This is a genomic window from Pseudomonas japonica, from assembly GCF_900188455.1.
In the GTDB taxonomy this organism is placed as follows: domain Bacteria; phylum Pseudomonadota; class Gammaproteobacteria; order Pseudomonadales; family Pseudomonadaceae; genus Aquipseudomonas; species Aquipseudomonas japonica.
In genome coordinates this window covers 1-21,936 of sequence record NZ_FZOL01000026.1, presented here as the reverse complement: position 1 = coordinate 21,936, position 21,936 = coordinate 1, and the positions used below count along the sequence as shown (strand labels likewise).

The window sequence follows — 21,936 nt, the reverse complement described above, 5'->3', positions numbered from 1 at the left end:
TACCTCCAACTTAGGGTGAATCTGCCTCACCGTTGCGTCAACGCAGTATCCAGTACCTAGCCGGCCAACCTATACCCACGTATGACGCTCGTTGAGCAAACTAAGGAAAGTTATTGAACCAGAGCCAACCCCATTTACCTTGGATGCAGGGCGGTGTCAGCAGAGGCAACGAGGCAGAACATGGCAAGGCGAAGGCAGCCAGTGCACGCGACCGAGGAGAACTCCACGTGCACTTCAATGGAGCGATTCCCGCACCTATAATTCGAGAGATTCTAGCCGACGAAGCAACCGAGCTGCCGCCCGGGTTTCTGATCGAGCGTGACCTGCTTCGAAACACTCCCTGCCAGTCCTTGGCGTCATACTTAACTCCTTGGCAGGCACTGAGGCTCTTTCCCAAGAAGCGCGAGAACCTGGATCGCATTTCCAGTGCAGTCTTCGCTGGCTTCGTGGAGAACGGAATACGCTTTGTCGAACTACGAAGCAGTGTCTTGTACCTCGCCCATCTGCAGAATTGTTCGCCCACACAAGCGCTAGAACATCTGATCGAATCAACCAGACACGCCGCGCATTGCCACGGCATTCATCGCGGTCTGATTCTTACAGTGACGCGCGGCGACTACAGTGCGGTTTGCCTTTCCACACTACTACAGGCCTATCAAGACCTCGGTGAGCCGAAAGACGTGGTGGGGCTCGATCTTGCGGGTGATGAGGAAATCGCCTATCCATCGGAGTTGCCGTCACTCTTCCGAAAGGCAAAAGATCGATTCGGACTCGGGGTCACCATACATGCCGGAGAAACCGGCCGCGTGGAAAACGTTCGGGCTGCTGTTGAGTTATTTGGTGCCGATCGTATTGGCCATGGGACAGCAGCAGGTAAGGATCCTCACCTGCTAGACAAATTGGGAAAGCAGGACATCTGCATCGAGGTATGCCCGATTAGCAACAGACTAACCGGCGCGGTACCTTTCGATGAAGCCCATCCTCTTCAAGAATTTCGGCGCTTTGGGGTTCCGTTTGTTATCTGCTCAGACAACCCTGCAATTCATCAGCGCGGTCTTGTGGATGACCAAACGATCGCGCTGGATGAGGGCCTTACCGCCAGCGACCTGGACCAGCAGTACGAAGCAACTAAGCGCTACTCATTCATAAGGGATCTAGATTGAAAATTCGATTCATGTCTGGAAATGCGCACAAGATCGCCGAGGTGCAAAGGATCTTGGCACCGGCTGGCGTGGAAATAGTGCCTGTATCAAGAAAGATTGAGGAGTTGCAGACCGAAGATGTTGATCGCTTAGTACGGGACAAGCTAATTAAGGCATTCGAGGTTATCGGCCGTCCTCTTTTCGTAGAGCATACTGGCCTGTACTTGAGAGGTCTCAACGATTTACCGGCAGGATTGACTCAAATCTTTTGGGACAAGCTGGAGGCGGATCGCTTCGTCAACCTCGCCGCGGGCCTCGGAGATACGACTGTAATGGCGAAGACGGTACTCGGCTATTGTGATGGGCGCGAGATTCGCCTGTTCGAAGGTTCCATTGAAGGAACAGTGCCACCTGCGCCGGTTGGCCCAAGGGGCTTCCAATGGGACTGCGTTTTCGTTCCGAATGGACACACCCAAACCTTCGCTGAAATGGGTGAGGCCAAAGACGAAATTTCTATGCGTCGCAAAGCCCTTGACCATTTCGCGGCATACCTCAATTCCGTAAGAGGCGTGAAATGAACGCTGAATTACTTCACGCTCACCGCACCAACAAGCTGATGCTTTTTGTAGGTTCCGGAGTGTCTGCCAATCTCAACCTGCCGACCTGGAGCCAGTTGACAGCACACATCGCAACGGAACTGGGTTACGACCCTAAGATTTTCGATACCTACGGCTCCAACCTAGCTCTTGCGGAGTTCTACAAGAAGAAAAAAGGAAGTCTGGGGCCGCTAAGAAGCTGGATGGACCGTGAATGGCACAGGCCCGATACAGATATCACTCAATCGGAGATTCATCGGCTGATTACCCTTGGGAAATTCTCGCGGATCTACACAACCAACTACGACCGGTGGCTGGAAATCGCCCATGACAAATTCGGCGTTCCCTACGATAAAGTCGCAAGCGTAGCCGACCTCGTGTCCGTTACAGACGGCCGTCGCCAGATTGTGAAGTTCCATGGGGACTTCGATGACGACGCATCAATCGTCCTTGATGAGACCAGCTATTTCCAGAGGTTAAATTATGACTCGCCATTGGACATCAAGCTCGGCAACGATGTCCTAGGGAACTCAGTGCTCTTCATCGGATACAGCCTATCCGACATCAACATCCGACTCCTTTTCTATCGACTGACAGAGATGTGGGGCCGTTCCGCCATCTCGTCTGCAAGACCCAAGTCCTACGTGTTTACGAACCGACCCAACCCGGTTGCACAGGAGGTTTTGGGGCAATGGGGAATCGAGATGATTGTTTCAGAGGAGGACGACCCGAAGAAAGCACTGACCGATTTCCTTAAGGAGCTTGTGAGTTAAGTAAGGCTGGCCGCGATTGGGTGGCTATTTTGGATGGAGTCAATCCGGAATTTGCAGGCGTTGCTGGGTGGCCGCTTCTGGCGGTTTGCTGCCCTTCGCGAGAGGCCGCTATGGGTCGTTAGCTGCCCGCCGCAAAGGGCAGCTATGGGTCGACAGCAGCCATCTCCGACTGACCGCTAACGACCCATAGCTGCCGGTGGTGAAGGGAAGCAATCGGCCAAAAGCGGACGGCGACGCCGCAACAGTTTTTTGCTATTTTCAGCACCGTATCGCCTCCATTCGGGCGAATATTAGATATGGGACTTGCAATGGATTTGCCGAAAGCAGGCACAACGTACACACAAGAGCGTTTAGGTATTGCCGCTGTCCAGCTTTATGCAGCTCGAAGAAATCAGATTTGGCGCGAAACGGGTACAGGGGATGTGGGAATTGATGGAAATATCGAATTCGTAAACGCTGAAGGATTTGCTACAGGCCGGATAGTGGCGGTGCAAGTAAAATCTGGTCCGTCTTATTTCAAAAGACCGACTTTGCAGGGATGGAAATTTTACCCTGAACGCAAGCATAGAAACTATTGGGAGTCATTTTCACTTCCTGTCTTGCTTGTTCTGCATGATCCGGATGCCAATGAAAGCTATTGGGCTGATGCACGGCAAGCACTTAGAAGTACACGTGAAGAAAGTGCTTTTATAGAAGTGCTGTCGTCAAATCATCTAGAAGAAACAGATGCTATTGCAATATTTGAAAATGCCGGCGTTCTAGACCAACCCTTCATCTCGGAAATATCAGAAATTCTTCGATGCTTAATAGCTACTAAATCCAATGAGGGGACATTCCCTTTAAGCTATTTTGACTTATTTGTTCATGGGCTAACCAATATATGTCGCAGCATCTACTACGGCATGGATATGGTTGTCAACTCAGTAGAATACAATCTTGAGGCAGCAAACTCCCCACATGGAATGGGCATGGGGCACCAGGAGCACCAATTTGCATTTGGGTTCGTAAAATTCCTTGTCGCACAAGGGTTAGCTCACATCGACCTATCAGACTGTCTCATCGACTGGGTAGATCGTGATATGCACCCGCACTTTGTTGCGCCGCTCAGCTCGAGAGGCCGTGCCCTAGTTCGTCTGATCCATCAAGAGGAAACCCGCCTCGTCGCAGATGGACAAATGCAAGATGAAGGCAGTCTACACGTTGCTCAAGAAGCTTTCTTTGAGATGGTACCGGCGTCATATTTTCGGCGCTTCCCACGAATTCGAAAGTTTCAGGATGCTTTTGGGAGCTAAATAAGCCTCGTATTAAAAGATATTATTTTTAACTATCTAATCTCCCGTCAGAGATCGCGCTGACATTTCCTGCCACGAGATTCAATATGGACATGAGTTTTTTAGCATTATAGACACAACAGTGAAAATCGGTCTTGGAGCCTTAATTTCCGGAATTTCAACTTATTGGGTTACTCGACTCCAACATGATAATGAGATTTCAAAGACCAAACTAAGAAGACAGCGAGAGCTAATTGAGGAGGTGGCAGCCCAAGCAGAGGATTTTTCCTCTGCAGTCCTTACATACTGGGCTTATATGGTCGAGCATGTCCGTTATTCAAAGCGTGATAAAAAGCCACCCGAAGACTTACCAGTTAGAATAAAAAAATCCGAAACAGATCTGTTTGATAAATTTAGCCAGCTTGCAAGTGCAGAAGGGAAATTAATACTTTTTGGCTCGACTAAAGCCCAAGAGCTTTTACGTGAGTACGGCGAGTACATTAAAGACTTTAGGCGAATTGCTTGGCATGGAAACACAAACCTTAAAGAGGAGGACTTGGAAGCTTATAGAGCCAACATTCTTGCGAAGCGCAAAACTTTCTATGAAGAGATACGCGCAATGTATGCGTAGCAAATTCACAAAATTGTGAGAGCTAATTCACTTTAGCCGCTAATTTCTTCAGCCCCTCAGGCAAAACTTCGCCTAAGGGTCGTTAGGTTTGTTGAATGTCGGCTTTGGGCCTCGGGCTGTGTGAAAACGTGTTAGAGCAGGTTTGACGGTCAGTACCGGAACGGAAATCGCGCGCCTATGAAAATTTTAGGTCTGCTGACTAAGCAAGCGCTGGCAGATTTTACATAGCGACGTAGACTTCAAAGCGATGTCTGCGTTTTCACACAGCCTGGGTCGATTGCAGCCCTTCGCCACAGACAGCAATCGACCCATAGCTGACCTTCACGATAGGCAGCTACGGCCAAAAGCGGACATCGGCAAGCTACCCGTTCGGGTTTGCAAAAAAAAAGCAGCGTACAGCCTGTCGGCGGGGGGATATAAGTAGATTTTCATCAGATTTTTCCTTCGTAGTAGCATTTTTAAGGTTGCACTACGCCTTCTTGAATCTAGCCTAATGCTGACTATAAGATTGCCAGCCTGAGCGCCTGCGCCCCCCTCCCTGTGCTGGCTATGATCAGTGCCACACAAACAAGATTAAAAATTTATGGACAAGGTGAACAAATGAAAATATCACTCATTGATAACGGGCTAGACTCTCTTCTAAAAGGATATGAACACTTAGGCAAGTACGGGGAGCTTCTGGGTGAGAGTGCAGATGAGGCCAAAAGATTTTCAGCACTAAAGGATTCCGTGCTTTCAATTCAACACGGCATAGAAATACTTGTAAAGTACATACTGAAAGAAAAAAACGAATTATTAATATATTCTGATATCTCAAAACTCAAGGCTGCATTTAAACAACGAAGAGCAAGAGAAATTGTTGAGTTATTCGAGGTGGAAGGTGTTCACACCGTCACGTATAGAGAGTCACTTGAAAGACTTCGAGATATCTGTGGAGTAGAAATTCGCGAGCGACTATGGAAGGTCTTATTAAAAGTAGAAAAATGGAGAAACAGCATCACTCACAGCGCGGTACTTTTAAATGAGGATGAAGTTTCAGGCGTCATAGTAAAACTTCTAGACGATCTCGATGAGCTTTTCGGCCCCCTTATCGGAGAGAGTTACCTAAGAGGGCAAGAACGCACAGATTTGGACCGCGCATACCGAGTGACAAAGGCCGTATACGGCAAGCTGAGTAATGATGTGAAAGCAGCCACTGTAGAATGTTTAATTAGGGCGCTACAGAAAAATTCAATCAAAGGAACAAGGGCGCCAGATGCGATACTGGTAGAGGACCCTAATGTCGCTCATTCAATACTCAAAGAAATCCAAGAAGGGGGACTCACATTTGGCTGTGATTTTATCAACGAGCATTGCTCTGGACATGCGATAGTACAGAATATCTCTGACGATGGAATCGTTACCATCTATACAAAAGACAATGAGTGCGGCTATCAATTTAAACTATCTGGGATGATGATTTACATCCCTGAGCTAAACAACGACATCTCTCCATTAGTGTTTATGTACTCAGACGAACAGACACACCAAGGAAAGGACCCATACATAACCGAATCCAAATTATACAAAACACAGACAGGACTAGTATTGGATGATGGTTCTGGAGTTCTTTGGGAGAAATCCCAATACGAACAATCTTACGAAGATGATTACCTCGACGAACCTACTCTACCTGCGCACAAAGAAGTGTTTCGCTTCTTGTCTGCCGGCGCCATTTGCTTTATGAATATACAGAAATTAAATTACAACCGTGCCGCTTATATCCTCAAAGAAACAGGTGATGCAAGTACCATCCACAAGATATTCAAAGATTTATTAGAAAAAACAACGAGCGAATTGTAATATAATGACTTGCCCCGAGTTTCATAGCTGCTTTCGAGCCTCAGGGATAACAGCCCAGTCCCAGTGAGACTGTCCGCTTTTGGCCGATTGCTGCCTTTTGCGAAGGGCCGCTTAGGATCGAAAGCGGCTGCTCGCGGAGGACCGCTATCGGCCAAAAGCTGCCCTTCACCACAGGTAGCTATCGGCCGATGGCTGCCCCTCAATAGCACGACTTGAGCATGCAGCCCAAGACGAGCAACTGTAGCGAAACCAAGCCTCGCCTACAGAGGAGGGTCATGCGTGGTTCAATTGGTGCATTCGCAGATCATGCCCTGCGTCTTGTCGTTGATATTTTCAGGCAGCCGCGGTGTAGTTTCCTTTACCAGCACATGGCCTTGGCCCAGGCCAGGCGTCATGAAGAAAACGGCCTTGCAGTTCGGCGACAACTCGACAGCCGAGATCATGTTTCGCCAGCTCGGATCCCAGAACGTTCTGTTCTTCCGGGCCGGAAGATGCCGGTCTTCGGGCGATCCTTGAACGGCAAACCGCACGTAATCATTGTCCTGTACCACGCCGGTTTGCCCCTGAAAATCCCAATGTTCGGAGATCTTGCAGGCCGCATTGGCCTGACCCGCAACAAAGACAATGCTCGCTGCAACGCATGAGCGCATGAGGTTAGACATCATGAAAACTCCTTCTGAGTTATGAATGAATTATGTGAGATAGCGGCTACCAGAGACGCTGTACTTCGATGTGTAGCGATAAGGGCGCGGCGTACCTTGGCCCTGCGGCCCTTCGTACGACGAACGCGGAGGGTTGTTAGTCTGCGTCAATCACATAACGCGTTTCGTCTTCAGAAACATCGAAGGAATAGAGCTCACTCCCGCTCATATCGACAAAGCGGAACACATGACCGGGGTAGGTATTTTCCTGAGTGCTGCTATTCGCGGGAATTGTGCGGAGTACGTTGACCTCACAATCGAATCCAATCCACTGCATGGTGATCGGCTCGTTGAGCGTATTGACGAATTCGACGGTGAATTGACCATTGGTGCGCGGTGAGCACTTGCCTTCGGTGTGTTGTTCACCCTCTGCGGCAACTTCCGCTACTTGGCGGTCATCGACCACGAAGGTGCGATTGCTGCTGGAGGCCACAAAGGTTGTCAGAACCTGTTCGCCTTTGCCGCGAACGAGGAAAATGTGGCCGGGGTAAGTGATGCCCTTCTCACGCTGGCCAGGAGCCAGTTTTGGTCCTCCCCCCTCCGAGCAGTCGAAGCCCATCCAATGGAAACTGACAGGCTGACTGGAGTTGTTGATGAACTCGACCTCCAAAGCACCCTGAGTACCTGGAGAGCAGAGCGACACCGGCTCCTGGGCTTGCACAGCCTGACTATGGCTCACGAAACCGGCGGCAGCGAGCAGTGCCAGACACAATGGGGTAAACGTTGACCGCTGATGATACTTGATCATGAATCTTGTACCTTGAACGATGAGTGAAACGCGTAATTAAATACTGGAATGCAGCAGGGCAATGTTGATATCCCCGGCACTGCTTTAATAATCCCGCCATAAAAAGTGTTCAACGCCACTTGATGAACGGCGGCACACGAACTCTCCAAGATTAAAATACCCTGGAATTAATTAACCTTAACTCAGCGATAGCTCAATTTTTTCACGTTAAAAACTGACCGATCGGACCAGGTTGCAGAGGGTGATATCAAAGGGCTATGATCCATGATATAGCGACCATTCGACCCTGCCCATAGTCCATTTGGACTGACGACACGAACGGATCACTTTCACAACGCTTGGATGCGCTCCATGACAACAAGAATCCTCCTGATAGACGATCATGCACTGGTTCGCTCAGGAATAGGCATGGTCGTGAGCGCCGGCTTGACTGATGTGGAGATCATCGAGGCGGACTCGCTGGCTTCGGCACTAATTTGCACGGAGGCGTCTATCGATTTGGTGCTTCTTGACATACAACTGGAGGCGCTGAACGGTCTTGAAGGTATCGCGTTGCTCAAGCAGAAATGGCCTGGTTCGAAGATAGTGGTCATATCAGCAATACAAGGAACCCTAGTCATCCAGGAGGTTATTGCACGGGGAGCACAGGGTTTTGTCCATAAGTCCGAGCAGCCTGCAAGAATTCTACAGGTGATAAACCAGGTTTTAACGACGGGTCCGAAAAGCCAGCAGATGATGGTGCAGGAAAATACAGTATCGGCCAGCCGAAAGCCCACTTTGACGCCCCGTCAATATCAAGTGCTCGATCTGTTGTGCCATGGGCTTTCAAATAAGATGATTGGCCGAAAACTCAATCTTTCAGAGCACACCGTGCGTGGGCATGTTCAGGCAACGCTTCAAGTATTGCAGGTCTCCAGTCGTTCCGAGGCCGCGTTCACGGCGCGGCACTTGGGGTTGATCGTTTGATGCAAATACAGGTACACCCTGACCCCGATCTTGATATTCGTGTCGAACAAGTAAGGCTCGTTTTCCAAAGCATGAAAAGTTCATTGCTTCTGGGGACCGCGCTTGCACTTGTACTGCTGTTCGCACTCACGACCCCTGATAACCATCCCTGGATGCTGGGTTGGTTCACTCTCGTGACGCTCAGCCGAATAGTGTGCGTCGGCCACGCCTGGCTGGCGCTACGTCGTGGCGTAACTGCGCACAACGTTTCCCGACTTACACTGCAGATGTGCGCCATCAAGGTCATCGAAGGGCTGGCCTGGGGCTCTCTGAGTTTGATCGTGATGGGCAAGGCTTCATTGCCAGAGCAACTTCTGGCCATGGCGGCACTGGCCGGTGTAAGCAGCAATGCCGTTTCACTATTGGCGCCGGTACTCCCCCTGTACCTCTGCATGCAACTTGCGCAGTTACTCGCAATCAACAGCAGCTTGCTGTTGATTGAAGACAATGAATACAGCCTGTTGGCTATTGGATGCACGCTTTATGTTATTGGCCAAATCGGCCAGGCGCGGCTCGTTCAAAAAACCTCACAACGCTCGATTGCCCTGCGTTTCGAGAATCTGGACCTGGTCGAGCGTCTTCGGTTGGAGTCTGAGCGAGCTGAGGAGGCCAGGATCAAGGCAGAAAATGCCAATCTGGCAAAGTCGAAATTCCTTGCTGCTGCCAGCCATGACTTGCGTCAGCCTGTTCATGCCCAGGAGCTTTTCCTCGAAGTGCTGGCAGGCAGTGAACTTACCGATATACAGCGCAAGACGCTTGGCAACGCACGAGCTGCCGGCCTCGCTTCAGCAGGCATGCTCAATGCGCTGTTGGATTTCTCTCGAGTCGAAGCAGGCGTTGTCGAGCCGAAGCCCTGTGCATTCCACTTACAGCCGCTGCTACATAAGTTGGAAAACGAATTCGGTAGTCAGGCAGATATGAAGGGAATCATCTACCGCAGCAGGGAGACTCGTCTTGCCGTGTATTCAGACCCGATGTTACTGGAGCTGATCCTGCGGAACCTGATCAGTAATGCCATTCGCTACACCACCACCGGCGGGGTGCTGATTGCTGCTCGCAAGCGCAGGGAGGGTATATCCATAGATATTGTCGATACGGGAATCGGTATCACCGCGGAACAGCAGAAAGACATCTTCCGTGAGTTCTACCAAGTGGGTAACCCTGAACGAGACCGTCTCAAGGGCCTGGGACTCGGGCTGGCAATTACCGACGGTTTGATCCGGTCGCTGGGGCATAGCCTGAGCGTGATATCACAGCCGAGTCGTGGCAGCGTATTCCGCGTCCAACTGCCCAACGCCAAACAACATGATTTCAGTAACAATCCAGCCGAAGCGTTTGTGACGATGCCATTGCAATTCACATCGCTGAATGGCCTGCGCGTACTGGTTATCGAGGATGATGCGAGCGTTCGTCTAGGAATGATGGAATTGCTCGGCAGTTGGGGTTGTGATTGCAGGGTGGTTGAGCATGTCGAGGACGCGTTAGCACTGGTAAACCAATGGTCAGTGCAGTTCATCATCAGCGACTATCGTCTGCGTTCGAACCTGAGCGGCGACCGTGCTATCGAACTGGTACGGGAAGCCCTGAAAAGTGTGGTTCCCGCGCTGATAATTACAGGTGACACCGCTCCCAGCCGCCTGCGAGAAGCCTATGAATGTGGGATTCCACTGTTGCACAAGCCTGTCTCACCGACTCAACTACATCGGATTCTCAACTTCTCTATCGCGAGCTATGGGGATATGTAGCGCACTCATCCTTGGCCATCCTTGTCTTTCCAAAGGTGAGGACATGTCATGAACATCATCGCTACCCGCAGCCGTCAGCCTTGGAACAAAGGAAAGTTGGTCGGGCAGCCCCCCGCTACGACTGAGAGGTATCTGGGCCATCCGAGTAAGGCTTCAAATTGCAGAAAGAACTCGGGATCTGGCTGTCTTCGACCTGGCCATCGACAGCAAACTTCGAGCTTGTGACTTATTGGCGTACCGCTGCTTTTGGCCGATTCCTGCCTTTCGTGAAGGCCTGCTTCGGGTCGAAAGCAATCGCTCGCGAACGGCTGAAAACAACCCAGAACTGCCGATCACAACATCTAAACATCAGGACGAGGGAGATGTCCGTGATTCAGCTCGCTCACCGCTGCCCGCGCGCATCGCCGCGACAGATCCTGGGTGAACGCAGCCCCCTGACGCTCCTACCGCGCCCCCAACCGCACGCTCCAAGAACGCCAAAACAACCGACCACAATCAACCCACCAGACTCAGCAGACTTTCAATGCATGGCCCTTTGACGCTATGTTGGCAAGGTGTCGCCCAACGTCAGGCACTTGGACATGTAAGGAATACCGTCATGCGCACCATCTGGTTCTTGCTGCTCCCGGGCACACACATCCTGGATCTCGGCGGGCCGTTGCAGATCATGGCGAGTCTCGAAGAACTCCAACTGGCGCCGATCAACGTGCGTTGCATCGCGGCGAAACAGCAGATCAGCAGCTTTCAGGGCGTGACCTTGAGTGGTTTGCATCCGTTGCCGGAACAGCTCTCGCCCCAGGACCTGCTGTTCGTCGTTGGCAACAAGCTGTCTGTGAGCACCAGCGAAGCCGCGATATTGGCCGCGACCGCCCAGTGGCTGGCGAAGGTGGTAGGGCAAACGCCAGATCTGCAGTTGTGCTCCATCTGCACCGGTGCCTTCCTGCTGGGCGAAGCCGGCCTGCTGGATGGCCGTCAATGCACCACGCACCACCGTTACGTCGGCTTGCTTCAGGCACGCTACCCAAACGCCAAGGTGCTGGAAAATCGCCTTTTCGTGGAGGACGACGGTGTGTTCACCTCGGCAGGCGTGTCCAGCGGGACCGACCTGGCCTTGCATATCGTGTCTCGGCTCTATGGAAAAACGGTGGCCAACCAGCTGTCGCAGGAACTGGTCATCTACCGTCGCCGCGCCGGCGAAGATGTGCAGTTGCGCGCGGCGGACCTGGCACGCAATCACATCCACCCGTTGGTACACACGGCACAGGACTATATCGATACGCACCTGGGCAGCAATTTCAGCTTTGAACAGCTGGCCAGCCAATTCAATGTCAGCTACCGGCACCTGGCGCGGCTGTTCCGCGACAATACCGGTCAAACCCTGCAGGACTACTTGCGCGCCCAACGCATTGACCTGGCCCGTGAGCTTTTGCGCGGCAGCCGCCTCAATGTGGAACAGATCGCGGAACGCTGCGGTTACGGCAGCAGCCACGCCTTTCGCCTGGCATGGCGCCGGGAAATGCCGCAACCGCCGCTGCAGTTTCGCAGTGTGATCACTCAGGAAAATGCCTAGGCACCCGTTGTCATCGGCCACTCACGGTCGTCGTGGTGAAACTGTCAGTGAAAAACGCGACCACTGCCTTGCGCGACGCCTCCCGCGCCACTGGATCCGGTGCCGAACGCCCCAGACCGCCCTGGCCACGGTGCAGGAAGGGATCCTTGTACTCCTGAACGGCTTCCAACCCATTGAAGCCGTGCTCGGCGCCGGGGTAGACCACCACCTGCGCTCGTGCCTGGTCTTCGGCGGGCAGGCTTGAAACAAGGGTTGTACAAGCAGTGGGGTCATCCTCGTACTGGTCCTTCTCACCCACCAGCACCAACAGGCGTGCCGGCGCCAGGTGCTTCAGGTTGTAGCCGGGAACGCGGTTGTACCCCCAGCACACGGGATAGAAGGCTGCCAGCGCGACGGGACGCACGCCGGAGGCCTGCTCCAGTTCGTCGTTGATGGACGCGGAAGCCGCGAGCATGGCCTGAGCGCCGCCCCAGGAGAAACCGAGTACCCCCACCCGGTGGCTGTCGACACCGGGCTGAGCGGCCAGATAAACCAAGGCACCCGCCAGGTCCGGCAAGGTATCGTGAACACGCGGCGGCCGCCCTTTTGCACCGCCAGCGAGGCGGCGTGCGCCCCACATGTCCAGTTCAAGCGTGGCGATGCCGCGGGCATTGAGGTCACCACCGTGCAGGGGGCCGCGCGAGTCCATCCCCGCCGAGCCGTGCAGGATCACGACCGCCGGTGCCGGCCCCGTCGCGTTGGCGGGCAGTGACAGCACCGCCGGAACCCGTATCGGTGTCGACTTGCCGGCGGAAGGCAGGGGCTGACTGTAGAACGAAACAAGCCGTTTGCTGACGGTGGCAACACTGTCGCCAGCGCTCGATGCAACCTCACCCTGTGCCGCTGCGAACGGTAGCGCACACCCCAACAACAGGCTGATGGCCATTATCTTGTACATTTGCATACCCCAGAACGCCCAGGCGGATGTTGATCCAGCCCCGGTTCACCAAAGAAACGACGCCAGCATCAGCCGCACATCGCCATTATTGCCAGGCCATCGATGTGCCAGCGGTCAAGCGCCAGGGGATCCAGCATCACCATCCCCATCAGCACACAGCACCCCAGCCCGAACGCCACGGCATACCCACGCGCTTCCTTGCCAGAACTCGTGCCATACACCGCGATCAGCGCGAGTAGTTGCATCCCCACGGCAAACATGCCAATCGCGAAACCTGAAGCGAGTATTTCAGCCATTGCACACCGCACTCAGGGACAGGCCTGGCGACGCTTGCACCGTTCGTTGAAAGGACACGGCGTCGAACGCCTGTTGCAGATCGGCCTTGATATCGCTCACGCGCTCCAGGCCGACACACAAGCGGATCAGGCCGTCGCTGATACCTGCCTGATGCCGCGCCTCCGCATCCAGGCGGCCATGGGTGGTGCTGGCCGGGTGGGTGACCATGCTGCGGGTATCACCGATGTTGGTACAGCGGGCCACACAACGCAGTTCATCGATCCATTGCCAGGCCGCGGGCTGCCCCCCGACGATCTCGAAACTCAGCAGCCCGCCATGACCGTCCTGCTGACTGCATGCCAGGGCATGCTGGGGGTGGTGAGGCAGACCGGTGTAATGCACCGCGCTCACCAGAGGCTGGCCGCTCAGCCAATCGGCCAGTTCCAGGGCGCTCTGCTGCGCACGCAGCATCCTGATTTCGAGGGTTTCCAGACTCTTGAGCAACAACCAGGCATTGAACGGGCTGCAGGAAATACCCAACGTGCGCAATACGCCTCTCAACGCCTGCATGAGGCGTTGCGAACCCGTCACCACACCCGCCAGAGCACGCCCCTGGCCATCCATGTACTTGCCTGCCGAATGGATGACCAGGTCCGCGCCCAGGGTGTGCGGGCGCTGGAACACCGGCGTCAGCAGGGTGTTGTCCACCACGACCAGAGCGTCCTTCTGGTGTGCCAGGAAGCTGATGGCACGAATGTCGCCGATTTTCAGCAGCGGGTTGGAGGGTGACTCGAGCACCACCAGGCGGGTCCTGTCGTCGATTGCCTGCTGCCACTGGGTCAGGTCGGTCAGATCGACGAACCGCGCCTCGATGCCGAAACGAGCCATGTAGACGCTGAAGGCACTGACGGTCGTGCCGAACACATCGCGGCTGCAGACAATATTGTCACCTTGCTGCAGAAACGCATGGCACAGCGCGGTGAACGCGCCCATCCCGGAGGCGAACGCCACGGCACCTTCCGCATGTTCGAGCGCCGCCACGCGGCTTTCGAACGCTTGCACCGTGGGGTTGGTGAAACGGCTGTACACATTGCCCGGCTGTTGGCCGCTGAAGCGTTCCGCCGCCTCCTTCGCCGAAGCGAAGGTATAGGCAGACGTCATGGCCAGTGGCTCGCAGAAGACATCGGACAAATCACTGACCCGATTGCTGTGCAGCGCCGAAGTGGCGTCAAAACCATCCAGGCCAATCGCAGACGATTGCATGGTGCACCTCCTTGTTCGCATTGAACGATGCGCAATTGATCGGTGAACTACTCAGGTTCAGCCACTGGTGGGGTCGGGGTTTCTGCTGCGGTGTGCGCGGATACCAGCCACAAGGACGCCAGCGCAGCCACCACGGTGGCCGTCGCCAGGCCAGCCAGGGTCAACTGGTAGCTTTGATGCCGGTCGAAATCCAGTGCGCCGAGCTGCGTGGCCAGCAGGGCGCCCAGCTGGTGCACCAGGAACAGCAGCCCGAACACCTTGCCTTTGATTTCCGCGCCATAAAGGGCAAAGCAGAATGCCGACGTCAGTACCACCGTGCCCAGGTAACTGGCACCGAACAGCACAGCAAACAGGTAGGTGCCGAGCGGTCCCGGCGTGGTCAGAAGGACAATGACCGCCGCCGTACGCAGCAGGTAGAACAGCATCAACAGCAGGCCTTTGTTGTAGCGGGTGGCCAGCCACCCCGCCATCAGGCCACTGATCAGTTCCAGCACACCCAGCAGGCTCAGGCCACTGGCCTGTACCGAGCTGGGCAGCGCCTCGCCCTGCCAGAACGACACCAGATGGACGTCGATGAACGCCATGGTGGCTCCACAGCTGGCAAAGCTGAGCGCCAACACGAAGAAACGCGAGTCACGCAGCAGGAACGCTACCGAGTGCTTGACCAGGGCGGCCTGCGGATCGGGCTTCAGCGGCACCGTCCGGGCCACCCAGTACAGCGCCAGGCTCAGCGGAATCAGGAAGACCAGGCCAACCCAGGAGAACACCGGCTGCCAGCCTACGCGTTGTTGCAACATGATCCACAGCGGCGAAAGCACGATGAAGCCGATCGACGTGCCATTGGTCACGAAAGCGAACGCAAAGGCCTTGAAGCGTTCGGCCACCAGGCGATCGACCAGGATGCCCATGGGCACGTAGGTCATCGCCGCCAGGGCAAAAGCGCCAAGCAGGCCATACAACAGGGTGAACAGCATCAGCTGAGTGTCGACCAGGGTCACCCCCAGCAGCACCAGCCCCGCACTGACGCTGCCCAGGGCCACCGTGCTCAACGGGCCGACCCGGTCGCTCAGCCAACCCACCACGGGCGACACCAGGCCAATGGTCAGGACGAACAGCGAACCGGCCGTGGCCAGCGCCGCACGCCCCTCGCCGAAGTGAGCGGCGAGGTCGACGAAGTACACCTGGTACAGCCCTTTCAGGGCGCTGGACAGAAACATCACCACGAAGCCGACGACCAGCACCGAGACGATCAAGGTCGAGCTGAATTTCTGATTCATGACCAATCCTTTTCGCGGGGTATCAAACCGCTTCGGTCTCGGGAACCCGGCAATACGCCTGGTACATGTTTTCGTACATCGCGTAGAACAGCCGGCAGGTGTGGTCTACCGCGTGCAATGCCTCCTCTTGCATCTGCGCCGTGGTGCAGAGTTCCGAAACCAGGTCCAGCCCTTCGTTGACGTGGCCTACGTCCTCCTTCTGGTGCACGGAGAAAAACAGCAGATCCTGTTCAGCCAGGCCATAAGCACGCCCGAGCAACACATGACGTGCATCGCCGGCGACGGTTTCGAGGTTTTGCCCTTCGCTGGCGATCATCACCGCCGCAGCGCCAACGTGGTAACGCGCCGGGTCACGCACCGCCTGCAGACGAAAGTCGATCAGCTCCCAGGTGGCCGGCAGCGGTTGCTCGGCATCGCGCTCGGCATCGCTGATGCCCAGTGCGCGCAGGAAATTCTGCATGAGCACCACATGGTTATCGGTGCGCGACAGCCGCCCGGTTTCTTCTTCGAAGCAATTGGTGACCAGCGCCCGCTTGTGGCCAGGTAGCGGGCAATAAAAGAACAGGTGCTCGACATAGGTCAGGAAGTACTTGGTCAGTTGGTAGCCCTGCAGAGCCACCTTGCGCAACAGCGGCTTGTTGCCTTCAGGCGAAAGCAGCGCCTGGAATATCGGGTGGGACAAGGTCAGGTGATGGTGCAGTTTCTGTTCCAGCTGATCGCGAAAGGCGGCAGTCGACAGGGCCATGGAGGCATTCCTTGAATGATTGAAAGAGGAGCCCTCGGCGACGATGACCGCAGGCGAACGATTGATGGCGAGTCAGTTGAGGTTGAATCGCAGGGCCAGGTTTTGCACTGACTGGGCCATGTAGTGGCCGCGATGTTTCACACCCTTTACCCGCGCATAGTCCTCAAGCACGCCGTAGGTCTGAAACCCGAAACGTTGCCAGAGACGGTGAGCACGAGTGCCTTCGCGTACGTCCAGGGTCAGCAGTTCGATACCGTTTGCCTGGCACAACCGCACGATTTCCATGAAGGCGCGAGCCACCAGTCCGGAGCCACGGTGGGCCGGGTGTACCACGCCCTTGCTCAAGTCGGCGATGTGCCGGCAGTTCGGCATGCTGCTGCGCGAAACGATCACCAGGCACGCCGGCCCGGCAGGTGCGCGGCCGAGCAACGCATGGGTATCTCCACCCTGGATGCGCGCCTGCAACGCCGCGGTGAAATCGACACCCTGGTCGACCGACATCTCTTGCTCATAGCCCAGGACACCGCCATCCCCAACGGTGCTGTTGATGAGGTTCATGATGTCCGCGGCGAGGGTGCTGTCAGCCTGGTTCAGCCATTGCAACCGCGTCTCGGAAGAGACCCGCGGCGCCAGGGAAGGGGAGGTGTTCATGGTGTAAATCCCGTGTACGTTCAGGCAGGGATTTAACCGTTTAGGTGTTATGTCGAGTAAGCAGGGAATCGGACAGAAAACGGAAAGATAGTGACAACTCGAAGCGTAATGACATCAATATCAGCGTCCGGGCCAGATCGCTGGTAGGCCAGTCGCGAGCTTGTCAGCGATTTGGCCCCTCTCCATTCGCTGACAAGCCTAACGGCTACGAAATGATGAAAATGCCTCAGCTCGCCTGAACGCTTTCACCCCTCAACAACGAATCAACCAGCGCTTGTCCCATCTCCAGCGACTGCTGGGTAGTCCAGGCTAGCCCTTGCAGCGGCTTGCCTGCCAATTCGCAGACCTGGAAGTTGGTTTCACTGGCGGCCACCAGGGTCATGGCCAGATGCGTTAGGGCATCTTCCATGCTGATGCCCGCGCAGACGCTGAACAGGTGGGGGTGGGTGTTGTTGCAGGAGCCGAAATGAGTGTGGGCTGTTACGGGACGGCGGGGAAGGGCAGGTGGATCAGGAACGATCTTCTTCATGGCAAAACTCCTTGGTTGGAGTCGCCACGCACGCGACCAGACGATGGGTGGCAACTGTACGCAGGCTGGTCGACCGGGAACCAAGGCAACCCGGCGCACCCGAAGGCGCCCTGCGCACAGCCGCCATGGAACTGGACAGCGAGCACAATAAAGCGCCAACAGAATCGGAGTGGCGCTTACGCGCCTTGGTATCGACAGGCGACCAAACCTGATCGCTGAATTGGCAGCGACGGGGGCAGACTAGGGATCGATTCCAAGGCACGCAATGGGTGAAGCGGGGCGGAAGTATGATCGGGAAATTGCCTACGTGAAAGTCGGAACTGGATACGGGTTCGTAGTTTCATGCGATACCAGGCCAGAGATTCTGGTGGCGGCTATGTAAGAATTTGCTCGGTGTGCCGAGTTCCGCTGTCGAGTAGCGAACGGTTACTGAGCTCGTAACGGTGCCTAGAGTCACCAGAATCTCTACCGCAATGGCGTTGCTAGCGACTCGGTCTCAGCCCTATCCTAGCCCGACGTTCGACATCAAGCGGGAAGCGCGTCCATGGATGACAGAGAGCATTGGTTTGGTTTGTTGGCGCAGAAGGACTGGGAGGCGATTGGAAAACTCCTTTACCAGAAGAAGAAGGCAAAGGTGCAGGATCCCTTTCTGACACAAATGACCGGCTTCTTTGAGACAGAGTTCTTCGCCTTCGCTGAACCACTACCACCTATCGAGCGTTCAAGACAGTTCGAGTCCACCAACCTGATCATTGAGCTGAACCAGCATGGTTTTAGCCAAGGTTTTGTGGAACGCTTCATTGATGAGCGGTTGAAGCTGATGCAAGTGACCAAACATACAGCGCTACTCAACTATGCTCAGACTCATCAACATCGTCCGCTGGCCAGAGAAATAATTCAGTCTTTTCTTCAGGGTAAGCCAGAAGCGGTTGCTGCAAGCCTGCGGGAAAACATGACAGTCCGTGCTACGGAAGTGACGCCCGGAAATCCCAAGACCATCCGCCTGTTTAAATCTAAGCAGGAAGAAAATTTCTACGAAGCGGTGCGGCGGGTCTTCCCGACCTTTCACCCATACCCCAACGTGGCCTTGAGCTGCGTACTGGATTATCAGGCCATCGAGCATCAGCTCTCTGAGAAAGCCAAGTCGTACTTTTTCCGGGGTATCGTTGACAGCGTCGTATTCGATGTAAGCAGTGGTTACGTGCCGAAATACTTCATCGAACTGGACAGCAGCTTCCATGATAATCCTCAAGCGCAAGCAAATGACCAGTTAAAGGACGCCATCTTCCGAGCAGCCAATGCCAAGCTCATACGTATCAGGCCCTTGGACGCCAAGGGCTCCAGCGTGGAAGAGTTTGAGCGCCTGGTACGGGAGCTGATGCGTCAGCTCTGATCACCAGATGCAGCTTCCACAAGGGGGATGAGGCCGGAAGGAGACATATTATTCTCTAAGCCTTGCACCGCCGAAGAATATATCTGTCCCTTGTCCCTTTTTTTTGGTGATTTTTGATTTTTATAAAGCTAGGTGCGTCAGTTGTGTTGAACCAAGAGAATGTTCTAATTTATATCTAATTAAATAAGAAGATTATGGCAAAAAAAGAAATTAAGATATCTTTCGAAGTGGACTTTAGAAAAGGCTTGGTGTTGGGGGCTAACGAATCAACATTGATGCCTCCGGACCTTCTTAGGGAACTTGAGTTGGCAATGTCAGGTTTTTTGCCTGGGTTCGAAAAGAAATGGGTTGATGAATGTAATTCGTTGATAAGTGCGGGGCAGCATAAAAAAGCATTGGATTTGTTTTCTTCGATGTTTGTTACTATTTCTGAAGGGTTTTCGGTTGATTTGGTCGGGCTTCTTGGGAGGCTAGATATTTCTGAGTTTGATGTGGAGTCCAGAGAGAATTATTTTCTGCTTTCTGTTGGCGTGGCTGGAAAATGTGATCTTCCTGATATGGCGTTATCAAGTATCTCCGAGCTGTTACAGGGGCAAAGATCTAAGGAGGATGCCGCTTTCAGGCAGGCGCTACAGTTGGAGAAAGCAAACTGCTACTCAATGCTAGGAAAAAATAACGCGGCAAGTTTTTTGTACAAAGACTTGGCGTCCTCCTGTGAGGATTCACGGACAATTGCATATGTATATCAAGGTCTTTCTGCTATTTCGGAAAGCGAGGATGATATGTCTATGTATGCTCAGCAAGCTGCAGACAAACATCTGGAGGCGGGCAGTAGATTTGAGGCAGCGAAGGTTTATGCCAGACTATCAGATAACTACAAGAGCAAGTGTGCAGAAAAAGCGTTGGGTTCAATAGATAAGGCTATCGATTTGGTTGAGAGTGAGCGCTTATCTGATCGTGAATTTTATGCGGCTCTTCTCGCTAACAAAGCGCAGTATCTATATGAGCTTGATCAAGCCTCTGATGCTTTGCCAGTCGCTAAAAAATCGTGCGATCTTCGCCGAGGAGTGAGTGGGGTCGAAGTTCAGTTGCATACGTCGTTGGTGCTACTGGCAGAAATAAGGAAAGAAATTGACTCCAGTGATGATTGCTCAGATATAAACATTGAATTGCACGACTTAGTTGAATGTATAAATGATGAAGAGTTCCATTTTAGAATAAAGCTGTTAGAGCTTGTTAGGCAAAAGAAGCCACTTGATGAAATAGATATGGGTTCTATTGACGGTCTTAACGATCCGTGCGCAAGAGCAGCTTCGTATGTGTATACGGTTTTTACTCTTGATCAGAGTCTTCTGGAGGGGCTTGAGTTACTAGATCGTGCAAAAGAGATTGCTATGTTTGTTAAAGATAAAAAACTTTTGGCTTTTGTATTGTTTAGTGTTGGTGAGTTGTATCGCCGTAATGAAATGTTTTCTGAGGCAATCGGTAGCTATGAGAAATCTATTGTTGCCCATTCATATTTTTTACCTTCAGTGCAAGCATGTATTTCTGTGATGATAGATCAAAAGCTCTGGTCGGATCTAGAAATTTTACTAAAGCGTCGTATGGAGCTAATTGGGGATCATCCGGGGATATGTTTAACTCTGGCAAGGGCCTTATTTGAGCAGTCAAAATTTCTGCTGGCGTATAGGTACTTCATGAAATCTGGATCAGACGATGAATATGTAAAGCGTGCTGTTCTAGAGTGCTATGAAAAAATGTCGAAAGAAGAAATTGAAGCGTTACCAAGACCGTGCGCGACTGCTTCCTTGCGCAGTGTTTCACTCGATGAGTTTCAAGCTGCTTTGAAAGAATTTTCGCGATCTATTTCGTCTAAGTCCAGGATGCACTTTTGGGTCAAGGAAAAAGTTGGTAAGGGTTATAAGTGGGCAGCTAGGCCTGAGGAAATTTCAAAGCAACTCTTGATTGCTTTTCTTTCTGGTAGGTTTGGTCATGGTAGTGTGGAAATACTTCAAGAGACGCGGGCGGGTGCGGGGTTTATCGACTTGTACGTCGGATTGCCAGGAGGATTGAAGGTTGTAATCGAATTAAAGATGTGTGGAGGTAGCACCTACAGTGAGCAATATGCCCTGTCTGGTGTGGATCAAATAGTTCATTACCTAGGCGCATTTCCTACAAAAGTCGGCTTCCTTGTGATTTTCGATGGTCGAAATAGAGATTATGGGAAAAATATAATTGCGATGCAGGGTGTCGGTGAGATGACTATATTTTCTATTGCAGTGGATTTGCGAAATACAGTTAAGGGTTAGGCGCGGCGTGTGAATTTTGAAGTTGCGAGACAGATTGTCTGCTTGGTTTTTTTTGATTCTTGTTGTTTCAGGGTGCGCTGTGGGAGAAGTGGGAAAAGGGGACGGACTTATTTTCGGGTCCGCGTCAGCGAAAATATAGATCTGTCCCTTTTACTTGTTGGGATTGATGTGTAACTGCAAATCATAGCAAGCGCGCTGTAGGCACGTCCGGCAGCGGCGTTTTCCCAATTCTTTGGCAGTTTTAGCCGCACTTTAGGTTTTACGATCTCTTCGCAGCTGGCTGCAGATACAGACGCCTTTGTTCGCTGCGCGGCAGAGCGGCTTGGCAGAATGCTGCGTGTTGCTCTGTCTTGGCCAAATCGCTGGCAAGCCAGCTTGTGTCTTCAGGACCTCTTAAAATCAAGGTGTGAGAGCGGTGGATGGCAGACTGGATGCCAGCGGTGCCCTAGAGCACGAGTGGGAGCATAGTCGCCATCCACCTCTCACTCTGACCCGAAGCCCGAACAGTTGAATGAGCCTGCAACTCGGAATC

At 53.4% G+C, this 21,936-nt stretch carries 20 protein-coding genes and 1 pseudogene; 12 read left to right on the top strand and 9 right to left on the bottom strand.

The window, feature by feature from the left end; genetic code table 11:
* Window positions 1-113 precede the first annotated feature (113 nt).
* The 6 genes from CHB99_RS24930 to CHB99_RS29660 all read left to right on the top strand — a co-directional run bounded on the left by CHB99_RS24930 (window position 114) and on the right by CHB99_RS29660 (window position 6,255).
* On the top strand, window positions 114-1,163 hold the full coding sequence (locus CHB99_RS24930) for an adenosine deaminase family protein (RefSeq protein WP_245655647.1): 1,050 nt from the start codon (window positions 114-116) through the stop codon (window positions 1,161-1,163).
* The gene (locus CHB99_RS24925) at window positions 1,160-1,720 is read left to right on the top strand and encodes a non-canonical purine NTP pyrophosphatase (RefSeq protein ID WP_042128099.1); all 561 of its coding nucleotides are present in this window, start codon (window positions 1,160-1,162) and stop codon (window positions 1,718-1,720) included. The genes CHB99_RS24930 and CHB99_RS24925 overlap by 4 nt, the downstream gene beginning before the upstream one ends.
* Entirely contained in the window at window positions 1,717-2,511 is a 795-nt protein-coding gene (locus CHB99_RS24920) for an SIR2 family protein (RefSeq protein ID WP_042128097.1), read from the top strand. Before CHB99_RS24925 ends, CHB99_RS24920 begins: the two co-directional genes overlap by 4 nt.
* A gap of 308 nt (window positions 2,512-2,819) precedes the next feature.
* Window positions 2,820-3,803, top strand: coding sequence for a DUF4365 domain-containing protein (locus CHB99_RS24915; protein WP_042128095.1), 984 nt, complete (start codon window positions 2,820-2,822; stop codon window positions 3,801-3,803).
* A gap of 121 nt (window positions 3,804-3,924) precedes the next feature.
* The gene (locus tag CHB99_RS29665; RefSeq protein WP_141137338.1) at window positions 3,925-4,413 is read left to right on the top strand and encodes a hypothetical protein; all 489 of its coding nucleotides are present in this window, start codon (window positions 3,925-3,927) and stop codon (window positions 4,411-4,413) included.
* 600 nt (window positions 4,414-5,013) lie between these two features.
* On the top strand, window positions 5,014-6,255 hold the full coding sequence (locus CHB99_RS29660; protein ID WP_141137337.1) for a hypothetical protein: 1,242 nt from the start codon (window positions 5,014-5,016) through the stop codon (window positions 6,253-6,255).
* Between the two features lie 284 nt (window positions 6,256-6,539).
* Here the strand turns inward: CHB99_RS29660 and CHB99_RS24905 are convergent, their stop codons facing one another.
* Complete coding sequence (locus tag CHB99_RS24905) at window positions 6,540-6,920, bottom strand: hypothetical protein (protein ID WP_042128091.1); 381 nt, start codon at window positions 6,918-6,920, stop codon at window positions 6,540-6,542.
* Between the two features lie 133 nt (window positions 6,921-7,053).
* The gene (locus tag CHB99_RS24900) at window positions 7,054-7,704 is read right to left on the bottom strand and encodes a hypothetical protein (protein WP_042128089.1); all 651 of its coding nucleotides are present in this window, start codon (window positions 7,702-7,704) and stop codon (window positions 7,054-7,056) included.
* 342 nt (window positions 7,705-8,046) lie between these two features.
* On the opposite strand from CHB99_RS24900, the gene CHB99_RS24895 reads away from it, so the two are divergent.
* The 4 genes and pseudogenes from CHB99_RS24895 (at window position 8,047) to CHB99_RS24880 (ending at window position 12,024) form a co-directional block, all read left to right on the top strand.
* Entirely contained in the window at window positions 8,047-8,670 is a 624-nt protein-coding gene (locus CHB99_RS24895; protein WP_346426413.1) for a response regulator, read from the top strand.
* Window positions 8,670-10,454: an ATP-binding response regulator gene (locus tag CHB99_RS24890; RefSeq protein ID WP_042128087.1), complete on the top strand. Its 1,785-nt coding sequence runs from the start codon at window positions 8,670-8,672 to the stop codon at window positions 10,452-10,454. The genes CHB99_RS24895 and CHB99_RS24890 overlap by 1 nt, the downstream gene beginning before the upstream one ends.
* 48 nt (window positions 10,455-10,502) lie before the next feature.
* Window positions 10,503-10,695, top strand: a pseudogene (locus CHB99_RS24885) (integrase); the annotation flags it as partial.
* Between the two features lie 357 nt (window positions 10,696-11,052).
* Window positions 11,053-12,024, top strand: a complete 972-nt coding sequence (locus CHB99_RS24880) for a GlxA family transcriptional regulator (protein WP_042128085.1) — start codon at window positions 11,053-11,055, stop codon at window positions 12,022-12,024.
* Between the two features lie 10 nt (window positions 12,025-12,034).
* Here CHB99_RS24880 and CHB99_RS24875 read toward each other — a convergent pair whose 3' ends face one another.
* From CHB99_RS24875 to CHB99_RS24845, 7 genes are all read right to left on the bottom strand, one after another.
* On the bottom strand, window positions 12,035-12,961 hold the full coding sequence (locus tag CHB99_RS24875) for a dienelactone hydrolase family protein (protein WP_042128148.1): 927 nt from the start codon (window positions 12,959-12,961) through the stop codon (window positions 12,035-12,037).
* A gap of 68 nt (window positions 12,962-13,029) precedes the next feature.
* The gene (locus CHB99_RS24870) at window positions 13,030-13,257 is read right to left on the bottom strand and encodes a hypothetical protein (protein WP_042128084.1); all 228 of its coding nucleotides are present in this window, start codon (window positions 13,255-13,257) and stop codon (window positions 13,030-13,032) included.
* Window positions 13,250-14,500: an aminotransferase class I/II-fold pyridoxal phosphate-dependent enzyme gene (locus CHB99_RS24865; protein ID WP_052419515.1), complete on the bottom strand. Its 1,251-nt coding sequence runs from the start codon at window positions 14,498-14,500 to the stop codon at window positions 13,250-13,252. The genes CHB99_RS24870 and CHB99_RS24865 overlap by 8 nt, the downstream gene beginning before the upstream one ends.
* A 47-nt stretch (window positions 14,501-14,547) precedes the next feature.
* Window positions 14,548-15,777, bottom strand: coding sequence for an MFS transporter (locus tag CHB99_RS24860; RefSeq protein ID WP_042128082.1), 1,230 nt, complete (start codon window positions 15,775-15,777; stop codon window positions 14,548-14,550).
* 22 nt (window positions 15,778-15,799) lie between these two features.
* Window positions 15,800-16,522 carry an iron-containing redox enzyme family protein gene (locus tag CHB99_RS24855; RefSeq protein ID WP_042128080.1) on the bottom strand — a complete coding sequence of 241 codons (723 nt, stop codon included), beginning with the start codon at window positions 16,520-16,522 and terminating at the stop codon, window positions 15,800-15,802.
* A 72-nt stretch (window positions 16,523-16,594) separates the two neighbouring features.
* The gene (locus tag CHB99_RS24850) at window positions 16,595-17,173 is read right to left on the bottom strand and encodes a GNAT family N-acetyltransferase (protein WP_042128077.1); all 579 of its coding nucleotides are present in this window, start codon (window positions 17,171-17,173) and stop codon (window positions 16,595-16,597) included.
* A gap of 226 nt (window positions 17,174-17,399) precedes the next feature.
* Window positions 17,400-17,702: a hypothetical protein gene (locus CHB99_RS24845; protein WP_042128075.1), complete on the bottom strand. Its 303-nt coding sequence runs from the start codon at window positions 17,700-17,702 to the stop codon at window positions 17,400-17,402.
* Between the two features lie 544 nt (window positions 17,703-18,246).
* Between CHB99_RS24845 and CHB99_RS24840 the strand changes: the two genes are divergently transcribed.
* Entirely contained in the window at window positions 18,247-19,095 is an 849-nt protein-coding gene (locus tag CHB99_RS24840; protein WP_042128073.1) for a DUF2726 domain-containing protein, read from the top strand.
* 194 nt (window positions 19,096-19,289) lie between these two features.
* Window positions 19,290-21,404, top strand: a complete 2,115-nt coding sequence (locus CHB99_RS29655) for a hypothetical protein (protein WP_141137335.1) — start codon at window positions 19,290-19,292, stop codon at window positions 21,402-21,404.
* Window positions 21,405-21,936: the final 532 nt, after the last annotated feature.

Coding starts and splice junctions, on each gene's coding strand:
- CHB99_RS24845 (WP_042128075.1), bottom strand. CDS start 17,702: ATGAAGAAGATCGTTCCTGATCCACCTGCCCTTCCCCGCCGTCCCGTA.
- CHB99_RS24875 (WP_042128148.1), bottom strand. CDS start 12,961: ATGTACAAGATAATGGCCATCAGCCTGTTGTTGGGGTGTGCGCTACCG.
- CHB99_RS24865 (WP_052419515.1), bottom strand. CDS start 14,500: ATGCAATCGTCTGCGATTGGCCTGGATGGTTTTGACGCCACTTCGGCG.
- CHB99_RS29655 (WP_141137335.1), top strand. CDS start 19,290: ATGGCAAAAAAAGAAATTAAGATATCTTTCGAAGTGGACTTTAGAAAA.
- CHB99_RS24840 (WP_042128073.1), top strand. CDS start 18,247: ATGGATGACAGAGAGCATTGGTTTGGTTTGTTGGCGCAGAAGGACTGG.
- CHB99_RS24900 (WP_042128089.1), bottom strand. CDS start 7,704: ATGATCAAGTATCATCAGCGGTCAACGTTTACCCCATTGTGTCTGGCA.
- CHB99_RS24915 (WP_042128095.1), top strand. CDS start 2,820: ATGGATTTGCCGAAAGCAGGCACAACGTACACACAAGAGCGTTTAGGT.
- CHB99_RS24855 (WP_042128080.1), bottom strand. CDS start 16,522: ATGGCCCTGTCGACTGCCGCCTTTCGCGATCAGCTGGAACAGAAACTG.
- CHB99_RS24890 (WP_042128087.1), top strand. CDS start 8,670: ATGCAAATACAGGTACACCCTGACCCCGATCTTGATATTCGTGTCGAA.
- CHB99_RS24905 (WP_042128091.1), bottom strand. CDS start 6,920: ATGATGTCTAACCTCATGCGCTCATGCGTTGCAGCGAGCATTGTCTTT.
- CHB99_RS29660 (WP_141137337.1), top strand. CDS start 5,014: ATGAAAATATCACTCATTGATAACGGGCTAGACTCTCTTCTAAAAGGA.
- CHB99_RS24870 (WP_042128084.1), bottom strand. CDS start 13,257: ATGGCTGAAATACTCGCTTCAGGTTTCGCGATTGGCATGTTTGCCGTG.
- CHB99_RS24850 (WP_042128077.1), bottom strand. CDS start 17,173: ATGAACACCTCCCCTTCCCTGGCGCCGCGGGTCTCTTCCGAGACGCGG.
- CHB99_RS24895 (WP_346426413.1), top strand. CDS start 8,047: ATGCGCTCCATGACAACAAGAATCCTCCTGATAGACGATCATGCACTG.
- CHB99_RS24860 (WP_042128082.1), bottom strand. CDS start 15,777: ATGAATCAGAAATTCAGCTCGACCTTGATCGTCTCGGTGCTGGTCGTC.
- CHB99_RS24920 (WP_042128097.1), top strand. CDS start 1,717: ATGAACGCTGAATTACTTCACGCTCACCGCACCAACAAGCTGATGCTT.
- CHB99_RS24880 (WP_042128085.1), top strand. CDS start 11,053: ATGCGCACCATCTGGTTCTTGCTGCTCCCGGGCACACACATCCTGGAT.